Consider the following 19220-nt stretch of genomic DNA (forward strand, 5'->3'; position numbering starts at 1 on the left):
CATTCCTCGTTATTCATTGGGAACAACATGAGCCAGTTGTTCGCAAGCGGTTTGATAATCACAACGTTCATCAATATCTTGCTGTAAAAACTTCGACATTCTTGGGTAATACTGAATTGCGGTATCGAGCATTGGGTCGCTACCCATTGCGTAAGCACCGACGTTAATCAGATCACGGTTGCGTTGATAGCTGGATGTGAGCTGTTTAAAGCGCTGGATCTTACGATAGTGTTCTTTGGCGATGAGCTCCGTCATTGCACGGCTAATGGACGCTTCAATATCAATGGCAGGGTAGTGTCCAGATTCTGCCAATGACCGCGACAGAACAATATGCCCATCTAAAATGGCGCGCGCGGAGTCTGCAATCGGGTCTTGTTGGTCATCCCCTTCGGTCAATACAGTATAAAAGGCGGTAATCGAGCCGCCGTTTTTACCGTTACCAGCACGCTCAACCAATGCCGGTAATTTCGCAAAAACTGACGGTGGATAGCCTTTGGTCGCTGGGGGTTCACCGACAGCAAGTGCGATTTCACGCTGTGCCATACTGTAGCGAGTGAGTGAATCCATGATAAGCAATACGCTTTTGCCTTGGTCACGGAAATATTCCGCGATGCGGGTAGCGTAAGAGGCACCTTGCATCCGTAGTAACGGCGAAACATCCGCCGGTGCAGCGACAACAACGGCACGGCGTAACCCTTCGGCACCTAGGATATTTTCAATAAAGTCTTTAACTTCTCGTCCACGCTCACCTATCAACCCGACGACAATAATGTCCGCCTGAGTGAAACGTGCCATCATGCCAAGTAAGACACTTTTACCGACGCCGGAACCTGCAAACAGTCCCATACGTTGACCACGGCCTACGGTTAACAGTGAGTTAATCGCTCGCACGCCCACATCTAAAATATCGTGAATTGGGGTACGTTCCAGCGGGTTGATGGAGGGCGTGATCAATGGCGCTCGTTGTTTGGTTTCCAGCGGTCCTTTGCCATCTAACGGAGTCCCTTGAGCATCTAGAACGCGCCCAAGTAATTCATTGCCGAGTGGGAGCAGGCGACTCGTTTGCCCATCGTCCCCTGAAGTCTGCGCATACACGCGTGCACCAGGAGAAATACCTTCGAGGTCGGAGAGCGGCATCAACAGCATGCGAGGCCCGTTAAAGCCAACCACTTCGCAGACAACTTCGTCAGTGCCACCATTAATAATGCGTTCGATATAGCAGGTGGCACCTAAAGGCATTTTAATGCCTTCGGCTTCCATCACGAGACCGGTAATTTTGGTTAAACGTCCGTAGCGGCGTACCATCGGAATGCCTTTCATGCGTGACTCTAAGCCATCAAGAGACGCTATCCAACGGCCGAGTCTCGCAGTCATGACAAACTCTCCGGTGCATACAGACGGCATAATTCTTGCCAGCGAGTAGCTACCGTCATATCAATTTCACCATCTTCAGCGACTACGCGACAACCGCCCATATGCAGACTTGGATCGGCGACTAAACGCCAGCCGTTCAAGTCTAACAGTGAGCCTAAATGTTGCTCGATAAGTGCCACATGATTCGGATTCACATGCAGTTCAGGCTGGCTCGCAAATATTGGTTTTTGTTGCATCAAACGGCTAATTTCTTCTAACAGCGCGGTACCATCGCATACGGTAGATTGCCCTAACACTTGCTTCGCAGCGGTTAGCGCGATTTGCAGCAATTTGGTAGTGACGACTGTATCAAAGGTATCCAGCGAGTAGTGAAATTCTGATAACAGTTTTTGCCATGTTTCAATCACGGGTTGCTGAAGGGCGAGAGCTTGCTCGCTCCCTTGCTGCTCACCGGAACGTAAACCTTCCGTAAAACCGGCTTGATAACCCTCTTTTTGACCTTTTTCAAAGCCTTGTTGGAAGCCCGTTTTCTGGGCATCCTCTTTGATGTTATCCAGCAAGTTGATCTGTTCGAGCACTTCTTTTGGCTCTAAGCAGGGGACTTTCGGTACGCTTGGCTCAGGAACTTCACCTAATGGCGGGATAGCCGATGAATTCAGATCCCATTGATTAAGTTCCCGTAACTGCCAAGGCTGCCACTGCTGATTATTTTTGGATGTATTAGACATACACGTCGTCTCCACCACCAATCGCTATTTCGCCTTTTTCCATTAAGCGGCGAACGATCATCAGGATAGCCTTCTGCTCGGTTTCCACTTGTGACATACGAACTGGCGCTCGAGATTCCAGGTCGTCGCGAACAATCTCGGCTGCACGCGCTGCCATATTGTTGAGGAAATGGTCTCGCAGTGCTTGGTTGCTGCCTTTGAGGGCAATAACCAGCGAGTCGGTAGACACGTCTTGCAAAATGCGCTGAATGCTGCGGTTGTCCACTTCGATAAGATTTTCGAACAGGAACATTTCGTCGATAATGCGCTGAGCCAGCTCACCATCGTAATCACGCATAGCATCGATAACGCTTTCTTCTTGCTGATTTTTCATCAGGTTGATAATTTCTGCCGCGGTTCTTATGCCACCCATTTTGCTGCGCTTGAGGTTCTGACCGTCTAGCAGGTTGTTCAGAACTTCGGTCAGTTCAGCTAATGCGGCAGGCTGAACACCACCAAATGTTGCGATACGCAGCATAATGTCGTTACGCTGACGCTCTTCGAACAGTTCTAAAACATCGGCCGCTAAGTTGCGTTTTAAGTGAACCAAAATCGTGGCGATGATTTGAGGATGTTCGTCGCGAATAATATCGGCAACCGTTTGTGGCTCCATGTAGTTGAGGCTTTCGATGCCTGAGGTAGTCTCTTGCTTCTCGAAAATATCTTCCAACAGGCTGGCAGCACGCTCTTCCCCAAGGGCTTTGACCAACACCGAACGCAGGTAGTCGTTGGTGTTGATATTTAAGGCGGCAAACTGAATTGCCGACTCTTCAAACTCGGTGAGCACTTCTGCCAGTTCGTTGTTGGAGATTTGGCGCATGTTGGACACTGCCATACTCAATTGCTGAACTTCTTTGGGATTCAGGTGCTTAAACACTTCCGCCGCCTGATCCTCGCCGAGTGTCATCAACATCACGGCGCTTTTTTCTGTTCCACTTAAACTCATTGGGATTTTCCTAACCACTGACGGATAACCATTGCGACGACTTGTGGGTCTTTCTCTGCCATTTCACGAATACGCTGGCTTTGAATTTCAGCACTAACACGTTGACGAGTAAGACGGCGACGGGTTTTCTCGTCCATATCTTCACTAATTTCTTCTTCCACCACGAACGGCGCTTTAACTTGAGATGCATTCGCAATAGACATTTCAGCATCAATTTGCGCTTGTTGTGTTTTGCGGTATTTCACCCACTGAGGCTTGATACCGAAGCGCCACATAAACCAAGCAATCAACGCAATTAGCAAGATTTTGCCGTAATCTAAGGCTTGACCAATCACCTGTGGGTTATTCAATAACGATGGCTCTTCAACCACTGGCGTATCGTCAGTAAATAAGGAATTGGTGATATTGATGGAGTCGCCACGCTGCGCGGAATAGCCCATCGCTTCACGGGTTAATGCATCAATTTGTTGCAATATTTCCGGTGGGAGCGGCTTCATTTCTGGGCCTTTCTCACCTTCTTGGGATTGGTAATTGACGATCACCGCAACAGACAGTCGGTCAACGACACCAATTTGGCGCTGTGTATGACTGATTTTGCGATCCACTTCGTAGTTTGTGGTTTCATCACGCTGGGTATTGAGGGTGCCATTACGGGTATTCCCGGCCGTTTTCCCATCGGTGCTTTCTTTATTAGCATCAATAGGTGCGCTTGGTGCGCTAACTGGCTGGTTAGATAACGCGCCCGGTACGCCACTTGGACCACCATTGCTGTTTTGCAGGCTTTCGCTGTTCTGGCGAGAACGTACTGCAGCCGCATCGGGTGTTTGGTTTGGTTTGTACTCTTCAGACGTTTGCTCAACTTTTGAGAAATCCATCTGAGCGGTGACTTGCGCATGAATATTGGCACGACCGACTAATGGCGACAGAATATCTTCAATGCGCTCTTTAAGATGGGCTTCCATCTCTTTGGTCATTTTGATTTGTGCACTATTGGCAGATTGCTGGCTGTTATCATTATTGGTCAGCAGGCGACCCGTTTGGTCGACAATGATCACGTTGGCGGCGGTTAAGCCTGTCACGCTGCTTGAAACCATATGGACGATAGCGCTAATTTGCCCTTCATCCAACATTCTGCCCGGCAATAAACCGACAGTGACCGAGGCAGTCGGCAGTTTTTGTTCACGGACAAATAAGGTCGGTTTAGGAATAGCCAAATGGACTCGAGCGCTTTGAACTGGGCTGAGGGATTCGATGGTACGAGATAGCTCGCCTTCAAGGGCGCGCTGATAGTTGATTTGCTCGCTAAATTGGCTGATACCAAATTGTTCTTTATCAAGCAGTTCAAAACCGGTATTGCCACCTTTCGGTAAGCCTGATTGCGCCAGTTTCAAACGTAATTCATGGACTTTATCAGCAGGCACAAGAATAGCGCTGCCGTTATCCGCGATTTGATAAGGGACGTTCATCTGGGTCAATTGACCGACAATATCGCCACCATCTTTTGCGCTCAGGTTACTCAGTAGCACACGGTAGTCAGGGCTACGGAACCAGAGGAGCAGGGCGACAATAATAGATATCGCAGCAGCACCGGCAATAATTAATGGTATTTTCGGGTCGGCTTTGATGCTTTCGATCAGTGAGGCAAAACCTTTTTTGGCCTCCCCCGTATCTTTAGATGCGGTACTCATAAATATTCCCTGCTATGCAAACTAAACGGATGAATATACGTTTGGTGAAACAATCTTATTTCCCTCTTCGTAACCTCATTTTTTTACGCTGCTATTATTTATTGTCTTGATGCAATCTAATGACGGAATCAGCCTATAATTTTGGTGTTATTTATCGGCTTCAAGTAAAAAACGGTGTGGTAGGGTAGGCAAACTAAAATTCGTGACGGCAATTTTTTGCTTAACTTATCGACTAACTGAAGAGAACAGAATGACGATTCAAGCGATTGAAGGGGTGGTTTCCCAATTAAATGTGGTGGCAACTCAAGCGGCACATAACGCCAAGCCCGTTGTAGAGCCGGTAGGTTTTGCCGATCATTTAGTGGCATCCGTGAACCAAATCAATGAAACCCGTGTGCAATCTGCACAAAAAGTACAGGATTTCACTCTCGGTAAACCTGACGTTGCATTAAATGATGTGATGGTTGATATGCAAAAAGCCAGCTTGAGCCTACAAATGGGTATTCAGGTACGTAATAAGCTGGTGGCGGCGTATCAAGAAATTATGTCAATGCCAGTGTGATTGGTTTATCTATTTGAATATTATGAATTAACTGCCTTATCATTACCTTTACGGGGCAGTGATGGGGCATTTCTATTCAAAATATCAATTTGGCTAGCATCATTTTCTGTCATCCATGCGCCATATACATCATGAACCATTTTTGATGATGCGTGTCCCATTTGCGTTGCAATGAATGCAGGGTTGGCTCCGGCCGATAGCATCCAGCATGCGTATGTGTGCCTTGTCTGATATGCTTTTCTGTGTCTAATTCCTGACTTTCTTACCAGATAGTTCCATATTTGACCAAATCCACCCGGAGAGTAGAATTTTGTTTTCAACCCATTAGCTGCAACGATGTTTGGTTGAAAAACAAAAGTGCACGTATCCTCTCTTGATTTACCGAATTCCCTTGTTGATACATTAACAATCTCTGGTTGGGTCATTCTAGTTAAGACCATTTGAGATTTTAAGCACTCAATAACAGGGTCAAGCATATAAATAACCCTATCTGTTCCTGCCTGAGTTTTTGGAAATGTAAATTCACCTACAATCGATAGATTCCTTCTTACTGTTAGTGTTTTCTCAGTGAAATCTATATCTTCCCAAGCAAGCGAGCAAAGCTCACCCGGTCTCAATCCTGTATACACAGATGTAATTAACATATTTCTTGACTGTTCATTGTTAGTGGCGCTCAGAAGTCTAGGAAACTCATTTTGTGTTATTGGGTCTGGCTTTGGTCTATCTTTTTTCAATGGCTTTATTGATGAGAATATATTTGTGTTTATATATCCATTATCAAAAGCAAAATTAAAAATATGTCGAAGCAATCCAATATAATTATTTACTGTTGGAACTGTTCTACCTATTTTGTTTGTTTTATGCCCTCTATCCAAAGTTGGCGATGTTAATAAATTATTTCGTATTAATAAAATATCCTCAGTTTTAAATGTTGATACGTTTCTTTTTGTATTAATAAAATTAGATACTGCATTTAAAATAGTGATGTATTTTTTTAATGTGCTTGACGATATTTCAACGCTTTTAATTCCTATCCATTTGTTAGCCAATTCACCATAGGTTATCACTCTATCTCCAGAGCTATATGTGCTGATGTTTTTTGACTCAGGGAATTCAACCGAGTAATCAAAAGCGCCAGTTTTTATTTTGTAGCAGATGGCTGTCCTTAGCTCACCTGCTAACTTTCTGTTTTTGGGTGTATCAGGTATTCCAAGAGTTTCCCTCACTCTCTTTCCTTTGTATGTAAATGATATACGAAGGCTTTTACCATGCACTTCAACACCTGTTGGGTATTTTATTTTCATAATGCACCTATTGAGGTTGTGAATTTCTTTGCTTCTCGATCCAGTTTATGATCGCCTCATGATTGTACATGCATTCTGAATTTTCTTTAGGGCTTCCGTCCGGTGAAATGTGTAGATATTCTCTGCCAGCAGCCCAAGACTTTTTCCTTGCAGATTTGATTGTTCCTGAGCGCATGCCAGTAATCATCATAAGCACATCTTCAGTAACCCACTTACTCGGATTTAGAAGAACAACATTATCCATTATTAATCTCCTTATCTATCGTTCGCACGTAGTAATTCAGCCACATATTAGCCGGGCATTTTGCTAAGTGTTCTTTGGTTAGGGTGAGGGTAAAGGTTGGTAGAAATGATTTGAGTATTGCGGTGCTTTGTTTATCGCTGAGTTTCTTGAGTTGCTTTAATTTGTCACGGCATTCACGAGCTATCTTTCTGCGTCCGTTCTCTAATATCTGCTCATTCATTATCAACTCAACTTGTATTGCTTATAACAAGCAATCATTGTTTCTACGCCATGCTCATTTTTATAATGTCTTTGATGAGATCTGGAAAATGCATTTACTCTGTTATTTATTAATGCAACACATGGAAAACAGATATTCACATCATCATTTATTGAAATAATATTTTCACTGAATGATTTTCCGCAGTCACAGCATTTAAATTCTTCCATGTTATCATCCATTCTTCCGCTTATATTGCTCATCATCATCTCCGCAATCTTTGCTGAAATATGCGCTATTTTGTGCTGCTGGCATTTCTTCACACCAGATGCACATTCCGTTTATTGATTTAATTACTGGCTGGCGATTTGATAATGCTGCTTGAATGTGTAATTGTTCTAGTTCGTTTGCTGAGTCGATAATATCCATAATTCACCTATGCTATTTTCAGTGCGTTATTAAATTGAATATTGCTTTCTACCTGGTCCCCGAACACATCCCAATCACCAAATTTCTCACGAGCGAATAATTCGATGCGTGGCACGTCTCCATATAGCTCCTCAAGTCTGTGATGTACTTCCTTTGGCTTTTCACTGTGCTCACCAAGGCACGAGTAAATCACTTGCCGAACACTGGCAGATTGGCGAGGCAAGCCATTACCACGAACAGCGATCAAGCATATTTCCGCATTTGCTCTAGTGTAATTACCGCCATTAATTTTCGTTTCGTTATTTAAAATATCCATGTAATCGTAGGCATCGAATAACTCACCGTTTTGAATTTGCTTTGTTATTCTTTCCATTGCCAATTTATTTAATTTAATCCAAACAAAACCAAGCATAGTTTTAACTTTAAAACCCCATGCTTCTGATAGTTTAATTGCTTCAAGTGCAAAGTTACCCGTGTACCACATGCACAGTACTGAGTTTTCAGAGGTTATAGTTTCTATGGGTAATCGAGTGAGGGAATATATATCGGTGGTGTTGTAATGATTGGTTGCTGCGCCGTTTGATGCTTTATTATTATATTGCCAAGGTGGATCGGCTAATATAAGGTCATACTTTTTCATTCTCAGTATCCTTTCCATAATTAATATTAAAAGGCATACCTTCGGCTTTCATTGGCTGTAAATTTGCAAAGTCACATTTCACCAATCGACCATCGAATTCGGTAGCCATCATTAATGCTTGCTTAGCCTGTAGCGCGACAATGTTGTTAGGCATGGCTATTTGATATGTAACACCATCAATTAAAACTAGCGTCGTCATTGCTTGAACTTGATTCATTAATTAACTCCCAATATTCACAAGTATTTTTCTTAATAATCCCACCCGCTTCCAAGTGACCAATCACACAACCAACCTGACTCCTTGAATAATCAGGGCTGCATAAGTGATATAGCTCGTCTGTGGTAAGCTGATTGCATTGAAGAACTCCTATTATTCTCTCTCTTAATTTATCCATTCTCTCATCACCTCCACACAAACTATCTCAACATCCCGCACCTGCATTATTTGCATAGCACGGCTCTCGCATTCTTGCTGTGTGTATATTTGCTCAGATACAGGCACAGCAGAGCCCTGTATTAGCATGAGTAATACATATCCGATTATTTGCATTGTTATTTAATATTGAATGTAGACAGGAATATTTCGTTTATCGTCTGATTCTTCATGCACGGTAGAGCTGCCGCAATCATGAATATTTTCAACGCCAGTTACTGACATGTAACCAATAGGTTTTAAACTATTGATTCGTTCTATTTCATTGCATATTGACAATAACTCGTTATTTGGAATGCATGTATTAGCACTTCCTTGATTTGATTTGACGCTAGATTTTATTTTGTTAGCTAATTCCAATATCACTTCATTCATTTTTTATTTCCACTCCGTTGCTGATTAATGCGTCTTTAACTCGATTGATAGCATTGTTAAATCCTATTTCATACGCATCTAATATTTTTTACTCCTTCGGCAATTCAACTTCCAAACTCTCGCGTGATGCTTGCCATACATCGAATAGATTTATCGTTGATGATTTATTCTTACTGCGCCACTCTTCAAATTGCTGCCTTGATTTATCCATCACTCCACCTTTTCAATATTTGCAATTGCTAATTCCATTTTATGCCGCGCTGATGAATTAGATGAATGAACAATAATTTCAGGCGCTTTAAATCCGTTTAAATAAACCTGTTCTTCTATCCACAATAAAACGTCGTAGCCTGTGCCGCGCTCATCATCACCTAAATCATGATCTAGGCTAATTAGCTCAACCTCGCCAGTTTCCAGTAATTTAATTGCCTCATCAGGCCAGTAAACACGAACAAATCCATCTGGAGTTTGGCGCTCGTCGTCGAGATAGACTTTCATATTCATTCCTCTTCATTGCATCCCTGCGAGTTAAATTAGTCCTTATCCCAGTCTGGATATAGCTTTACCAGTTCACGAATTAATGGTCTGGCATATTGGTTTGGGATGTTTATATAATCAAAGTTAGGGTTTCCTGTGTTCTCTCCTATTTCCAGAACATCACTAAACCTTCCGATTCTTATTTCTTTTGCTTCACCTTCAAATTCTATATCAATATGGCTATTTAATTTCATATCTATCTCCTGTTTGCATCCTTGCAAATATATCCTTTGGTTAAATCACATAGGGAAGGGTTAGAGGTGGTTATTTTGTAGTTAGCGCCTGATATATTGCTGAAACATATTTAGCTTGATGAATTGCATCAGCTACTGCCGTATGTCTAACGCCATCAAATGGCATATCGCGCTTCGGATCCATTCCGATAACTTTACCCATCTCAACAACCGTTCTAACATCCCGGTCATTCCACCACTGCCAAGGTGGAGTTAAGCCCGCCAATTGATATGAGTTACGCAGAATCACACAATCAAAAGATGCGCCATTCCCCCATACCTTAACGTAATTTGCATTTACTTTTTCACTGACGAATAAATGAAACTCTCTAAGTGGGCTTTCTAGTGTTTTAGTTGCATCTGAAACAGATAGGCGAGCATCATCACTTTGCTTCATCCACCACATGATTGTGCTCGCATCAGGTATCGCGCCATATTGCATTGATGATTCTAGGGAAATATTAATTTCGGTACTTGCGCCTAAATCACCAGTTTTTGGGTCGAAAAATACAGCCCCAATTGAAATTACTGGCGAGTTAGGGGTGTTGCCCATTGTTTCTAGGTCTAGCATTAAGTTATTCATGGATTTTACTCTGCTTTAAAATTTAAATAGTAAGCCCGAATTAACGGGCTTTGATCAGAATGGCGCGTCATTATCGTTAGTGGTTTGCTGGTATCCGTAACCTTGGCTTGATTGACCTCGCTGTTTGCGATCATCCTTGTCTTTCAATGTCGAAAGAATGTTATCGATAGCTACTGGCGCGGTTCCGTCAACCTTTTCCTGTAGCGTTTGACGTGTATCGGCAAAGAACGGAATTCGAATATCAAAACTGTATGTATCACTGCCGTTTGACTTTGTTTTAAGAGTCTTTTGCAGCACTAATCCAACGCGTTTACCAGTGAATTCAGGGGTGATAAAGTGGCTAACAGAAATCATCTTCTCAGTTAGCTGTATAACACCAGCGCATCCCATGATTGCGTTAATCATGTTGCACCCGAATTTATTTAGCTCCCCATCTTTTTTGGTACTGTAAACACTAAGATAGTTTATTTTACGCCCATCATCAGTTTCGCCAGAGAATTCCATAAAACAAGCACCAGACTCTGATGTCCCTAGCTTTGCTTCTGCGATAGTAATCACATACGCGCCAGATTCGTTAATAAATCCACTTTGACCTGCTGCCAATGCATCTTCTTGATTATAGGTAAAAATTACACGTTCATTCATGCTGCTTTCTCCATTTCTTTAGTTTTTTCAATTCCGTAGTATTCGCAAATTGCAGCGTCAACGGCTTCTAAGTTATTTTCAATTTCATGGGATTCGAACATTCCCATTGGTGATTTAACCGTGTCGTTACCGCTATTCTGTGTTGAGAATAGATACTGACCATCCTTGACTAGTGTTTTCAGTACGATAGTAAACATCCCTTCCACGGTTATTTTTTCATCTAGCATCCTGCCGATAGTTTTCATTTTTACTTTGCCCATCTGAGTTTCTTCGGTGTGGGCTAAAAAGTAAACGCGCACATCATCAGGTGTATTACCGATGGCTGCGTTAATCACATTCCATGTGTGAGCGCCAATTTCTGTGAACTTATCAAACGATTTTTCATCAGAACGGCGCATGAATTCGTTAGCCATCAAATACTGAAAGTCATCAATGACTATTATTTTTTTGCCATACTCGGCTGCTTTTGAGATGAATGACGCTATTGCATCCCATCTATCACAAACAAATATTGATGTATTTGGGTCGCTCTTATTCCACTGCTTCCATGCTTTCGACCGAAACGGCAACGGCTTCCTTACCGTCTGAATTAATAGCGTTTCTTTTGGTTTTATATTGCGTAGGCTGGTACTTTTCCCTGTGCCAGACTCACCAATAATTAACGTTGCTGTTCCCATAATTACCTCCTACAAAAAACCGCCAAACTAGGCGGTCAATTGAAATGTCATGCGTTTGTGAATATCTCGAGCCCGATCAACATCACCTTTGCAGTACTCGGCGACTACTGAAATCTTGCCATCCTTAACAAAATCCCAAACCTTACTGCCGTCGATATCCTCGCCAGTTTCAGAGCCCTTAGCATTCAATCCAAGCACAGAGCAAAGTTTATCTAGTGACACGCGCCCATTGTGACCAGCCCACACTGTCATTGTGTCAAACAGTGATTTATCCCAAGGTCTAGCGCCGAATGGAATTACTTTTGGTGGCTTAACACTAAGAACTACCGCGCGCTGGAACAAGAATTTAAGGTCAAACTCTGCGATGTTATGCCCAATAAAAACAGGTGGAATATTTTTTGATGGGTCGTAGTTAGCATCAATCAACTCGAATAAGTCAGTGATAATTTTCTTTTCATTAGCCAAGTAATCTTCTGCGTAGAAAGTTTTTGTTTCTCCATCATTAATTGCTACGCCAATCACGCAAACATGACCTAACCCACCATCGAAACTGGTTTTTTTCCAGTTTTCTTCACCTACTGCTTCGCGATTTTCAGCTAGCCATGTATCAATAGAGTCTTGCTTTTTGTATTGACCAGGAGCGGTGACCTCATCTAAAAACTTCTGCTTAATGGCTGGGTCTTGTGATGGGATTGTTTCGATATCAATATAAATATTCATAATTTTTCTCTTGTTAAATTAATTTAAAAATCACCCTTAAAGTGACTGTCTGGTATTTTTTCTGGCGTCAATCCTAGACTTTCCAGCCAGTAGTAATGATCCACTTCCTCTCGCTCCCTGCGTCTCTTCTCGGCATCCTGCCTTTGCTTGAGTTCATACTCTGAAATTCTCATACTGCGTCCTTACGTGAATGCATACGCTCCACGAGCATTAACCTGACGTAAAATGCGATTTGTCTTCTCGCATTGCTGTTTAAATTTCCAGTCAGCAAACAATAATTCGACTTGTTGCTCAGTCATTTCAGACTCGCGAAGTAGGGTGAATATTTGCTGTTTTGCGTGTTTCTGCTTTGCGTTCATGTTGTACTCCGTATGCTGTTTTTAATGTTTCGTTTGCTTCGCTCCATCCATTCTCATCCTTGAGATAGCGTGCAATTCCAGCTTTGCTTTGAGCTACACGTAATTTATATTTATCAATATTCATGCTTACCTCTGGATGTGCGAAACTCTCACTTATCGATTGATAGCGGTTGTTACTGAAAGTGTTCTGGTGTTGGTGCGGTGAGTATTAGTAATTCATTGTCATGTGGGGGATTTGGCTACTAGCAACTAGCTTAATAAATTCAGTTGCTAATTTTTCGTCAAATCCATTACTGACCAATGCCTGTAATGTTTCTTGGTTGTACTTGCGGCGATGTTCTTTATCTTCTTGACGCTTCGCATCTTCCTGACGCTTACGTTCTTCTTCTGCTAATCGTGCTTGTTCAGCTTCAAGAGCTTTCTTGCGCTCAGCTTCGATAGCTGTTTGTTTCTCGCGTTCGGCTCGTTCCTGAGCTTCCTTCGCTGCCTGCTCTGCACGTTGAATAGCTTCCTGCTTTTCACGCTCTGCGCGTTCAGCGGCTTCTTTTGCTTCGCGTTCTCGCTGTGTTGCTGCTTCGATTTCTTGCTGTGCTTTTTGTTCGGCTGCTAATCTTGCCTGTTCCGCAGCTTGTTTCTTCAACTCTTCTTCGTGAGCAATACGCTGGCGCTCAGCTTCGGCTTTAGCCTCTGCTAAATCACGATCGAATTTCTCATTCATGAGCAGGGCGATTTCATGGTCTGACTCGATGCGCTCAGCAAGTGCCTTATCGAATGTGGCATTCATTTCTAGCGCTTCTTCGTGCCACGCTAACATTTGCCTTTCTGCTTCGATTCGCTCTTGCTCGGCTTCCCACTCAGTTAATGGCTGTCGAACTTTATCGCGCAATGTATCAAAACGCTCTCGTACAGTTCGGCGATTAGCATCGATTAGCTTTGGTATTTCTTTTAACTCTGCGACCAAGTCTTTACCGAGCCCATCAAGGTAAGTTTTTGATTGAGCGACTTTGTAGGCCAGTGAAGCAATTTCCTTGCGACCTTTGGCAGTGCTAACATCTGGAATAAAAGAATTAACTTCTTGCTCTACTTTACGAATGATATCTTCGACACTGTCTGATGACTTGAAAACATCAAGCGCCTTAGATTTCTCAATTACGACTAATTCATTTGCCATTTCCTATGTTCCTTATGTGCGTATTCCTCACTATTAATAGCGATATGAAATGTGTTTTGGTGGGTTACTGCTGACCGAGGGCTTTTGCGATTGCTACTGCCTGAGTAATGTAAATCCTAGTTTTTTCAGAAGGATGTCTACATCGACACTAGTAGAATTATTTTCTAACTCATTGATGTTTAGGCATTCCATCAGAGCTTCTATTTCTTCCTCTGTCAGCATGTCGTCGTTATAATCACGAAAGCCAGCTTCTATTACCTTGCCGCCAAATATTTCCATGTTGAAGCTTATAGGTGGCTCCTTGCCATCTTCATACTCAACTACGAATGTCATTTTCCCCATGTCATACTCCCTCCGTTATTAACTAAACACGATGCTAGTCTTTAACCTCATCCCATACACACCAAGCGCACTCGCCATCTGCCTCAATAACGCCAGTGTGACCACAGTTTTCACAAGTAACTTTGTCGCCATCATAAAACCAGTCTTCATTGCCTTTTTCTGTCTGTACCGTTGCCTGCTCCGCATCACATTTAGTACAACAGTTAACCCAAGGTACATTTTTGAATGTTTTCACTCTCTATCTCCTATCTATTAATCAACTCACCAGCTATTATTCTTCGCTATCTGGAGCATTCAGCCACTCTGGATGCTCACCTTTTCCTAGGTAAAAATCAGCAATATCCAATAGACGAGTGTAGAATTTAAGAGCCGTCTTTCCGTCCATTTCGGCTATTTCACGCTTAGTGAATTTACGCCAGTCTTCAATGGTGTGGTTTTGGCAGCCAGCGCGAAGATATTCACCGTTTGTGATAGTGATAGGGTATTTTTCACCCATGATTACGTAGGTTTGATCTGGCAGTTTAGCGCCTCTCAGGTTAGCGCCTCTCAGGTTAGCGTCTATCAGGTTAGCGCCTCTCAGGTCAGCGTCTATCAGGTTAGCGCCTCTCAGGTTAGCGTCTATCAGGTCAGCGCCTCTCAGGTTAGCGCCTCTCAGGTTAGCGTCTCTCAGGTAAGCGCCTCTCAGGTTAGCGCCTCTCAGGTCAGCGCCTCTCAGGTTAGCGCCTCTCAGGTAAGCCTTAGATCCGCGTTCACCAAATGACTCTACATAGACCTTGTGTTCATCAAGAATCTTTCTTAATTCATCGGTATTCATGTTTATTTTCCTATATTTAGGCAATAAAAAAGACCTGCGAGAGGTCTTGTGATTTATGTGTTAATCAACTCACCACAGCCCACTAAGTAATGAACTCTGGTAATTGCCTAGATATCGCTCTAGGCTGCGCTTAATGAATACCTAAACATCTACCATTGTTCAGTAACCACAGTCATGCTGTGTTCTTTGCGTTACTGCCTGCATAGGATTTACTTGCCTACCTATGGTCTAAGGTGCTAACAATGCGCCGTGGTGTTCAGCCATGACGGATATATATTTCTCCTTGTGAAGTTATCTCACCACAGCCCACAGAATGGACTGTAATTAGTTAACTCATAGCTGCCCATTCACGAGCGTGTCGGCGCATCATTAATGCAAGTTTCACCCAATTTTCGCGAACTTCTGGATATTCGCGATCTGACTTTGCATACGCCATATATTTGCGCTGAGATTGTTTGCACTCAATTTGCACTTCTTGTGAAAATGTCATATCTATCCCCTTACTGTGATACTTCCATCACTCATAATCGGCTTGCGTAGTCGTTGTTGCTTGCGTTGTACATCGGGCATGTCTTTTATCCCGATCATTAAACTCGCCAGTACATCGGTTTCGTCTACTGGTTTGATAATCGAATCCCATATTTCCTCAGTAGTGCGCCCGCTGTTTGCTGCCTCAGCTGCTTTACGTGCCATTAATTCACCTCTGGCTGCATAACGACGCATCTTTGAATTTGTCTTACCAGTGCGCGGTAAGTAAGTGATCTGTTGCATGGTTTACCCTCGGTTAGTAAGTATTGGTGATTGGTGGTAGGCACTGAACTCCTACATAGGTCTGTTGCGGCCGGGTTTTCACCGACTGGCGACAGCGCATTTTGATAGCCAATCAGCCTTAGCATTCACCAATCCCAATACTCACTTGGAGTTTTGAAACTTTCCCACAATGGCGGGAGTTAATTTGTAAAAGAGCGAACATCCTGTTTATCCATGGCTCCTTGCCTTCGATGGATAGTATATTCACAAATTGTGATTTTAATGTCAACCACAAAATGTGTTTATTTGATTGTTGTTGAATTAACGTGATGATTTGAAATGGAAAATATTTTATTTATAGACACGATTTGTGGCAGGAGTCACACTGGAAGGGAGTTACGAGCACAAAAAAGCCCTCGTGGGGAGGGCTCTGTTGTTTAGTTTAGTTGATTCTTATCTGTAGGGGCTTCAATCTCATCTAATAGATTTAATTTGAATTGATCTGATAAAGGTATGGGTTGAATCTCTGAAATAGATTTAACATCAATCCCAACCTCCCTTCCTTTTTTAATGACTTCACCATCAGAACTCCAGATTTCATTGATTCCATTAGCCTTAGCTATGGCTATGATTTGTCTATCAAATCTAACTTTATTCGCGGTCTCATTGGAGTTTATTTGTTTGATAAATTGCTTAAATTCTTGCTTTGATGGAAGCATGGAGCACTCAACAGAAGCCAGTTCCTCAAAGGGAAGTATTTCAAAACAGTTCATGCTAGAAATTAGATTAACATGAGCATGCTTATTTGCTTCTCCATCAATGCCTAATAAGTATTCTGCAAGTACAGGGGTAGGTATCACAATTGTTCCGCCGCTTCTCTCTATGTGGTCAAGCAGCGCTTTAGACCTTAACTCTAAGTCATCAACAGAGGAGAATCCGTCAGTCCCCAGCTTGTTTGCATTATTGGAACTTTTCTTCATTAAACTGATGAGGATATTGGTGTCCACTATTATTTTTTTCAACTGAAACTCCTGTATTTCAGTATTAGCTCTTCCTGATCGTCTATTTCATCCCACCTATTTGATGGGTCTGATGACAGTTTTTCGAGACCATCTGAAATGGCAATATCTTGTAGCTCAACAAACTTTTCTATTTTTAAGTTTTTGAGTTTCCAGACACCGTCTTTCTTTTCGTGTTGTGACTCGCCATACACTCTTATTTTTTTAAATAAATATTTTGCAAGTCTAACTGCATCTGGTTTTGTGGCAGTGCATATTAGGATTTCGCCACCATTACCTCTAAGCCTTACTGATACAGAATCTTTGCCTTTTTCAACAATGTGGTATAGCTCACCTTGAATACTTGTATTCTTTTTTGTAATTACAATGGGCTTTGCTTCTGCTGCAGGTCTTATTGTGTGAAGTAACTCATTATTTGAATATATTTCAGCGGAGTAATTATCCTTTGAAATCCTTTTTGCGAACTTACTATTCTCTGTATTTTCAATAATATTCGCACAGATAATATTGTGAGAACTAGCATTAGTAGAGTATGCATGAATCTCAATGCAACCATCATTGACTGATTTGAATCTAACTTCCTTTTCTTCACCGTATAGAATGGCGAGATCGGCAAGATAACCAGCAAGCTTATTCATAGGAATTTCGCTAGGGCTAGTGCCATTAATTACTATTTTTAAATTAAGTAACTCGCTCATAAAAAATTGCTCATAAAAAGGAAACTAGGTGCTACTATAAAGTATAGGTCATCTTTGTAAATCAGACAGTGATAAAAATGTCAATAATTACCGTTCTATTAACCACACCCTAAAACGTGTCGTCAGGCCACTGAGACTTAACCACTTTGCCTATAATCTGGCAGTTGCCATTGATTGGGATAAGGTCAAACCGTGGGTTTAACGGCTCCAGATAATCTTGACCTGACTCTCTAATCAATCGCTTAAATGTGAACTCATCACCGTGTAATCTCGCTATGCAAAAATCACCAAAGTCTACATCCTGGTCAGGGTCAACAAGTATCAGCATCCCTTCAGGGAAGCTCGGACGCCCGCCTTGCGGGGCTGTCATGGAATGACCTTCGACCTCTAACCAGAATGCGCTATCGCTTGCTTTCTTGGCAGTTGGTATCCATGCAATGGCATCGCTTCTAGTGTATGCATTGCTATTTTCAGTAAACGCACCTGCTTGCACCTTGGAAAATAGAGGGTACTCATAGTTGCTAACAACCTGATCGCTCCTATCACCAAACATCAACTCAGCAGGTGAAACGCCTAAAGCCTCGCTGATAACTAAAGCATCATCAGCACTTATCTTTCTTTCCCCGAGTTCATAATTTCCAATTCTAGAGGCTGCGGAATATCCGCACAGCTTTGCAAGTTGCGCTTGGCTTAATCCTCTAGATTCACGAATAGACTTTAGTCTCTCGCCAATAATTTCATTTATTTTTTTCATAGCTATCTTTTAACACAAAACGTGATGTAAGTATTTAAACGATTCGTGATTGACAGTTAATCACATATTGTGTGTAATAGGGGTGTAGACATGGAGGATACACACAATGAATAACATCGCAGAACAGCGAAAAAAATTAGGAATTTCTCAGGCTGTTTTGGCTTCATCAATCGGATGGGGTCAATCTCGTATTGCAAACTACGAGCTAAATATTAGAACGCCTAGCCTTAATGATTGTCGAGTAATCGTTGAGGCATTACAAAAACTTGGTGCAAAATGTTCATTAGATGACGTTTTCCCGCCGCAAGCTGCATAACCTTACCGTTCTTTCAAAATTTAAGCTCTGCCATTGTAGAGCACTGCAATACACACTCACAGGATCGTGAGCAACGGACTAACTGTTTTTCTATGAAGGAATATAAACAATGGACTACGCAACAACACGCAAAAACTTCAATCAATTCGTATCAAATCATCTAATCGCTACGGCATTACAAGCATTGAGAGCTAAGTCTCAGTCAGTAGTGGCTAAAACATTAGGCGTCCATGACTCAACCATTTTACGCAGAACTGACAAATTTCCTGAGCTATGCGAAACGCTAGCAGCTTCGGGGATTAAAGATTTTGTGCTGGAAGGTGAGAGAAAAATATCTGAGGAAGAATATCGCTTTTTGTGGAAACAAATCGGTGAGCTTTCTTTGATGAGAACAAAAGAAAACGCCCCATCAGCGGTAACTGTTGAGGCGCATTAATCAAAACTGTTTAACGAGGTAATTATGGCAAAAAATACAAGAAATTACCAGCGTATTGTACATAAAAACATCGTGCGTGACGAAGTTAACCGCTCGGTCACTGAGCAGGGAGCTAAGGCGCTCAGGTCAGCATTGGAAGATGCAAAATTACGGCTTGAGCATCGTCAGGAAGTCACTGGAGGGAAACGGCATGAGTAACGTTGCA

At 42.4% G+C, this 19220-nt stretch carries 32 protein-coding genes; 4 read left to right on the top strand and 28 right to left on the bottom strand.

Translation table 11 applies throughout. The features are described from left to right. Positions 1-9 precede the first annotated feature (9 nt). The 4 genes from fliI to fliF are packed head-to-tail and all read right to left on the bottom strand — an operon-like array spanning position 10 to position 4775. A complete protein-coding gene (gene fliI, locus LDO73_RS06545; protein WP_224060707.1) occupies positions 10-1374 on the bottom strand; it encodes a flagellar protein export ATPase FliI in 1365 nt (454 codons plus the stop codon). Continuing rightward, positions 1371-2102 (bottom strand): flagellar assembly protein FliH, encoded by a 732-nt coding sequence (gene fliH / locus LDO73_RS06550; RefSeq protein ID WP_224060708.1) that lies wholly within the window; start codon positions 2100-2102, stop codon positions 1371-1373. Before fliH ends, fliI begins: the two co-directional genes overlap by 4 nt. Further along, on the bottom strand, positions 2095-3087 hold the full coding sequence (gene fliG / locus LDO73_RS06555; RefSeq protein WP_224060709.1) for a flagellar motor switch protein FliG: 993 nt from the start codon (positions 3085-3087) through the stop codon (positions 2095-2097). Before fliG ends, fliH begins: the two co-directional genes overlap by 8 nt. Continuing rightward, positions 3084-4775, bottom strand: coding sequence for a flagellar basal-body MS-ring/collar protein FliF (gene fliF / locus LDO73_RS06560; protein ID WP_224060710.1), 1692 nt, complete (start codon positions 4773-4775; stop codon positions 3084-3086). The genes fliG and fliF overlap by 4 nt, the downstream gene beginning before the upstream one ends. Before the next feature lie 250 nt (positions 4776-5025). Between fliF and fliE the strand changes: the two genes are divergently transcribed. Continuing rightward, complete coding sequence (fliE, locus tag LDO73_RS06565) at positions 5026-5337, top strand: flagellar hook-basal body complex protein FliE (protein ID WP_224060711.1); 312 nt, start codon at positions 5026-5028, stop codon at positions 5335-5337. Between the two features lie 20 nt (positions 5338-5357). On the opposite strand, the gene LDO73_RS06570 is transcribed toward fliE, so the two are convergent. From LDO73_RS06570 to LDO73_RS06685, 24 genes are all read right to left on the bottom strand, one after another. Next, positions 5358-6641, bottom strand: a complete 1284-nt coding sequence (locus LDO73_RS06570) for a site-specific integrase (RefSeq protein ID WP_224060712.1) — start codon at positions 6639-6641, stop codon at positions 5358-5360. Positions 6642-6648: 7 nt separating this feature from the next. Beyond that, complete coding sequence (xisR, locus tag LDO73_RS06575; RefSeq protein WP_006659470.1) at positions 6649-6885, bottom strand: excisionase family protein; 237 nt, start codon at positions 6883-6885, stop codon at positions 6649-6651. Next, the gene (locus LDO73_RS06580) at positions 6878-7105 is read right to left on the bottom strand and encodes a hypothetical protein (protein WP_224060713.1); all 228 of its coding nucleotides are present in this window, start codon (positions 7103-7105) and stop codon (positions 6878-6880) included. The genes xisR and LDO73_RS06580 overlap by 8 nt, the downstream gene beginning before the upstream one ends. A gap of 213 nt (positions 7106-7318) precedes the next feature. Then, the gene (locus LDO73_RS06585) at positions 7319-7513 is read right to left on the bottom strand and encodes a hypothetical protein (protein ID WP_224060714.1); all 195 of its coding nucleotides are present in this window, start codon (positions 7511-7513) and stop codon (positions 7319-7321) included. A 7-nt stretch (positions 7514-7520) separates the two neighbouring features. After that, positions 7521-8153 (bottom strand): MT-A70 family methyltransferase, encoded by a 633-nt coding sequence (locus tag LDO73_RS06590; RefSeq protein ID WP_224060715.1) that lies wholly within the window; start codon positions 8151-8153, stop codon positions 7521-7523. Beyond that, complete coding sequence (locus LDO73_RS06595; RefSeq protein WP_224060716.1) at positions 8140-8370, bottom strand: hypothetical protein; 231 nt, start codon at positions 8368-8370, stop codon at positions 8140-8142. The genes LDO73_RS06590 and LDO73_RS06595 overlap by 14 nt, the downstream gene beginning before the upstream one ends. A 339-nt stretch (positions 8371-8709) precedes the next feature. Next, positions 8710-8961: a hypothetical protein gene (locus LDO73_RS06600; protein WP_224060717.1), complete on the bottom strand. Its 252-nt coding sequence runs from the start codon at positions 8959-8961 to the stop codon at positions 8710-8712. Between the two features lie 210 nt (positions 8962-9171). After that, on the bottom strand, positions 9172-9459 hold the full coding sequence (locus tag LDO73_RS06605; RefSeq protein ID WP_224060718.1) for a cyclic-phosphate processing receiver domain-containing protein: 288 nt from the start codon (positions 9457-9459) through the stop codon (positions 9172-9174). Positions 9460-9494: 35 nt separating this feature from the next. Then, on the bottom strand, positions 9495-9692 hold the full coding sequence (locus tag LDO73_RS06610) for a hypothetical protein (RefSeq protein ID WP_224060719.1): 198 nt from the start codon (positions 9690-9692) through the stop codon (positions 9495-9497). 70 nt (positions 9693-9762) lie between these two features. After that, positions 9763-10314: a 3'-5' exonuclease gene (locus LDO73_RS06615; RefSeq protein WP_224060720.1), complete on the bottom strand. Its 552-nt coding sequence runs from the start codon at positions 10312-10314 to the stop codon at positions 9763-9765. Positions 10315-10368: 54 nt separating this feature from the next. After that, positions 10369-10959 (bottom strand): DUF669 domain-containing protein, encoded by a 591-nt coding sequence (locus LDO73_RS06620; RefSeq protein WP_224060721.1) that lies wholly within the window; start codon positions 10957-10959, stop codon positions 10369-10371. Further along, positions 10956-11636, bottom strand: coding sequence for an AAA family ATPase (locus LDO73_RS06625; RefSeq protein ID WP_224060722.1), 681 nt, complete (start codon positions 11634-11636; stop codon positions 10956-10958). The genes LDO73_RS06620 and LDO73_RS06625 overlap by 4 nt, the downstream gene beginning before the upstream one ends. A 27-nt stretch (positions 11637-11663) precedes the next feature. Beyond that, positions 11664-12356 carry a hypothetical protein gene (locus LDO73_RS06630; RefSeq protein WP_224060723.1) on the bottom strand — a complete coding sequence of 231 codons (693 nt, stop codon included), beginning with the start codon at positions 12354-12356 and terminating at the stop codon, positions 11664-11666. Between the two features lie 23 nt (positions 12357-12379). Then, complete coding sequence (locus LDO73_RS18100) at positions 12380-12529, bottom strand: hypothetical protein (RefSeq protein ID WP_224060724.1); 150 nt, start codon at positions 12527-12529, stop codon at positions 12380-12382. Positions 12530-12538: 9 nt separating this feature from the next. Continuing rightward, complete coding sequence (locus LDO73_RS06640; protein ID WP_168697649.1) at positions 12539-12715, bottom strand: hypothetical protein; 177 nt, start codon at positions 12713-12715, stop codon at positions 12539-12541. Positions 12716-12923: 208 nt separating this feature from the next. Further along, the gene (locus LDO73_RS06645; RefSeq protein WP_224060725.1) at positions 12924-13886 is read right to left on the bottom strand and encodes a cell envelope biogenesis protein TolA; all 963 of its coding nucleotides are present in this window, start codon (positions 13884-13886) and stop codon (positions 12924-12926) included. 93 nt (positions 13887-13979) lie between these two features. Then, positions 13980-14228, bottom strand: a complete 249-nt coding sequence (locus LDO73_RS06650) for a hypothetical protein (protein ID WP_224060726.1) — start codon at positions 14226-14228, stop codon at positions 13980-13982. Positions 14229-14262: 34 nt separating this feature from the next. Beyond that, positions 14263-14463 carry a hypothetical protein gene (locus tag LDO73_RS06655; protein ID WP_224060727.1) on the bottom strand — a complete coding sequence of 67 codons (201 nt, stop codon included), beginning with the start codon at positions 14461-14463 and terminating at the stop codon, positions 14263-14265. A 36-nt stretch (positions 14464-14499) separates the two neighbouring features. Beyond that, complete coding sequence (locus tag LDO73_RS06660) at positions 14500-15042, bottom strand: pentapeptide repeat-containing protein (RefSeq protein WP_224060728.1); 543 nt, start codon at positions 15040-15042, stop codon at positions 14500-14502. A gap of 328 nt (positions 15043-15370) precedes the next feature. Beyond that, positions 15371-15532 carry a hypothetical protein gene (locus LDO73_RS06665; RefSeq protein WP_155250240.1) on the bottom strand — a complete coding sequence of 54 codons (162 nt, stop codon included), beginning with the start codon at positions 15530-15532 and terminating at the stop codon, positions 15371-15373. A gap of 2 nt (positions 15533-15534) precedes the next feature. Continuing rightward, positions 15535-15813 (bottom strand): hypothetical protein, encoded by a 279-nt coding sequence (locus LDO73_RS06670; RefSeq protein WP_224060729.1) that lies wholly within the window; start codon positions 15811-15813, stop codon positions 15535-15537. Between the two features lie 416 nt (positions 15814-16229). Further along, on the bottom strand, positions 16230-16814 hold the full coding sequence (locus LDO73_RS06675) for a type II toxin-antitoxin system VapC family toxin (protein WP_224060730.1): 585 nt from the start codon (positions 16812-16814) through the stop codon (positions 16230-16232). After that, on the bottom strand, positions 16811-17509 hold the full coding sequence (locus tag LDO73_RS06680) for a hypothetical protein (RefSeq protein ID WP_224060731.1): 699 nt from the start codon (positions 17507-17509) through the stop codon (positions 16811-16813). The genes LDO73_RS06675 and LDO73_RS06680 overlap by 4 nt, the downstream gene beginning before the upstream one ends. A gap of 109 nt (positions 17510-17618) precedes the next feature. Then, complete coding sequence (locus tag LDO73_RS06685) at positions 17619-18263, bottom strand: LexA family protein (RefSeq protein WP_140180826.1); 645 nt, start codon at positions 18261-18263, stop codon at positions 17619-17621. A 106-nt stretch (positions 18264-18369) separates the two neighbouring features. On the opposite strand from LDO73_RS06685, the gene LDO73_RS06690 reads away from it, so the two are divergent. From LDO73_RS06690 to LDO73_RS06700, 3 genes are all read left to right on the top strand, one after another. Then, complete coding sequence (locus LDO73_RS06690; protein WP_224060732.1) at positions 18370-18579, top strand: helix-turn-helix transcriptional regulator; 210 nt, start codon at positions 18370-18372, stop codon at positions 18577-18579. A 109-nt stretch (positions 18580-18688) separates the two neighbouring features. After that, positions 18689-19015, top strand: coding sequence for a hypothetical protein (locus LDO73_RS06695; protein WP_196731863.1), 327 nt, complete (start codon positions 18689-18691; stop codon positions 19013-19015). 24 nt (positions 19016-19039) lie between these two features. Beyond that, positions 19040-19213, top strand: coding sequence for a hypothetical protein (locus LDO73_RS06700; RefSeq protein WP_196731864.1), 174 nt, complete (start codon positions 19040-19042; stop codon positions 19211-19213). Positions 19214-19220: the final 7 nt, after the last annotated feature.

Source organism: Providencia alcalifaciens, from assembly GCF_915403165.1.
Lineage (GTDB): Bacteria > Pseudomonadota > Gammaproteobacteria > Enterobacterales > Enterobacteriaceae > Providencia > Providencia alcalifaciens_C.

What these genes read in the sequence shown, in the direction of transcription:
- fliI (WP_224060707.1), bottom strand. Translation starts at nt 1,374, where the DNA reads ATGACTGCGAGACTCGGCCGTTGGATAGCGTCTCTTGATGGCTTAGAG.
- fliH (WP_224060708.1), bottom strand. Translation starts at nt 2,102, where the DNA reads ATGTCTAATACATCCAAAAATAATCAGCAGTGGCAGCCTTGGCAGTTA.
- fliG (WP_224060709.1), bottom strand. Translation starts at nt 3,087, where the DNA reads ATGAGTTTAAGTGGAACAGAAAAAAGCGCCGTGATGTTGATGACACTC.
- fliF (WP_224060710.1), bottom strand. Translation starts at nt 4,775, where the DNA reads ATGAGTACCGCATCTAAAGATACGGGGGAGGCCAAAAAAGGTTTTGCC.
- fliE (WP_224060711.1), top strand. Translation starts at nt 5,026, where the DNA reads ATGACGATTCAAGCGATTGAAGGGGTGGTTTCCCAATTAAATGTGGTG.
- LDO73_RS06570 (WP_224060712.1), bottom strand. Translation starts at nt 6,641, where the DNA reads ATGAAAATAAAATACCCAACAGGTGTTGAAGTGCATGGTAAAAGCCTT.
- xisR (WP_006659470.1), bottom strand. Translation starts at nt 6,885, where the DNA reads ATGGATAATGTTGTTCTTCTAAATCCGAGTAAGTGGGTTACTGAAGAT.
- LDO73_RS06580 (WP_224060713.1), bottom strand. Translation starts at nt 7,105, where the DNA reads ATGAATGAGCAGATATTAGAGAACGGACGCAGAAAGATAGCTCGTGAA.
- LDO73_RS06585 (WP_224060714.1), bottom strand. Translation starts at nt 7,513, where the DNA reads ATGGATATTATCGACTCAGCAAACGAACTAGAACAATTACACATTCAA.
- LDO73_RS06590 (WP_224060715.1), bottom strand. Translation starts at nt 8,153, where the DNA reads ATGAAAAAGTATGACCTTATATTAGCCGATCCACCTTGGCAATATAAT.
- LDO73_RS06595 (WP_224060716.1), bottom strand. Translation starts at nt 8,370, where the DNA reads ATGAATCAAGTTCAAGCAATGACGACGCTAGTTTTAATTGATGGTGTT.
- LDO73_RS06600 (WP_224060717.1), bottom strand. Translation starts at nt 8,961, where the DNA reads ATGAATGAAGTGATATTGGAATTAGCTAACAAAATAAAATCTAGCGTC.
- LDO73_RS06605 (WP_224060718.1), bottom strand. Translation starts at nt 9,459, where the DNA reads ATGAAAGTCTATCTCGACGACGAGCGCCAAACTCCAGATGGATTTGTT.
- LDO73_RS06610 (WP_224060719.1), bottom strand. Translation starts at nt 9,692, where the DNA reads ATGAAATTAAATAGCCATATTGATATAGAATTTGAAGGTGAAGCAAAA.
- LDO73_RS06615 (WP_224060720.1), bottom strand. Translation starts at nt 10,314, where the DNA reads ATGAATAACTTAATGCTAGACCTAGAAACAATGGGCAACACCCCTAAC.
- LDO73_RS06620 (WP_224060721.1), bottom strand. Translation starts at nt 10,959, where the DNA reads ATGAATGAACGTGTAATTTTTACCTATAATCAAGAAGATGCATTGGCA.
- LDO73_RS06625 (WP_224060722.1), bottom strand. Translation starts at nt 11,636, where the DNA reads ATGGGAACAGCAACGTTAATTATTGGTGAGTCTGGCACAGGGAAAAGT.
- LDO73_RS06630 (WP_224060723.1), bottom strand. Translation starts at nt 12,356, where the DNA reads ATGAATATTTATATTGATATCGAAACAATCCCATCACAAGACCCAGCC.
- LDO73_RS18100 (WP_224060724.1), bottom strand. Translation starts at nt 12,529, where the DNA reads ATGAGAATTTCAGAGTATGAACTCAAGCAAAGGCAGGATGCCGAGAAG.
- LDO73_RS06640 (WP_168697649.1), bottom strand. Translation starts at nt 12,715, where the DNA reads ATGAACGCAAAGCAGAAACACGCAAAACAGCAAATATTCACCCTACTT.
- LDO73_RS06645 (WP_224060725.1), bottom strand. Translation starts at nt 13,886, where the DNA reads ATGGCAAATGAATTAGTCGTAATTGAGAAATCTAAGGCGCTTGATGTT.
- LDO73_RS06650 (WP_224060726.1), bottom strand. Translation starts at nt 14,228, where the DNA reads ATGGGGAAAATGACATTCGTAGTTGAGTATGAAGATGGCAAGGAGCCA.
- LDO73_RS06660 (WP_224060728.1), bottom strand. Translation starts at nt 15,042, where the DNA reads ATGAATACCGATGAATTAAGAAAGATTCTTGATGAACACAAGGTCTAT.
- LDO73_RS06665 (WP_155250240.1), bottom strand. Translation starts at nt 15,532, where the DNA reads ATGACATTTTCACAAGAAGTGCAAATTGAGTGCAAACAATCTCAGCGC.
- LDO73_RS06670 (WP_224060729.1), bottom strand. Translation starts at nt 15,813, where the DNA reads ATGCAACAGATCACTTACTTACCGCGCACTGGTAAGACAAATTCAAAG.
- LDO73_RS06680 (WP_224060731.1), bottom strand. Translation starts at nt 17,509, where the DNA reads ATGAGCGAGTTACTTAATTTAAAAATAGTAATTAATGGCACTAGCCCT.
- LDO73_RS06685 (WP_140180826.1), bottom strand. Translation starts at nt 18,263, where the DNA reads ATGAAAAAAATAAATGAAATTATTGGCGAGAGACTAAAGTCTATTCGT.
- LDO73_RS06690 (WP_224060732.1), top strand. Translation starts at nt 18,370, where the DNA reads ATGAATAACATCGCAGAACAGCGAAAAAAATTAGGAATTTCTCAGGCT.
- LDO73_RS06695 (WP_196731863.1), top strand. Translation starts at nt 18,689, where the DNA reads ATGGACTACGCAACAACACGCAAAAACTTCAATCAATTCGTATCAAAT.
- LDO73_RS06700 (WP_196731864.1), top strand. Translation starts at nt 19,040, where the DNA reads ATGGCAAAAAATACAAGAAATTACCAGCGTATTGTACATAAAAACATC.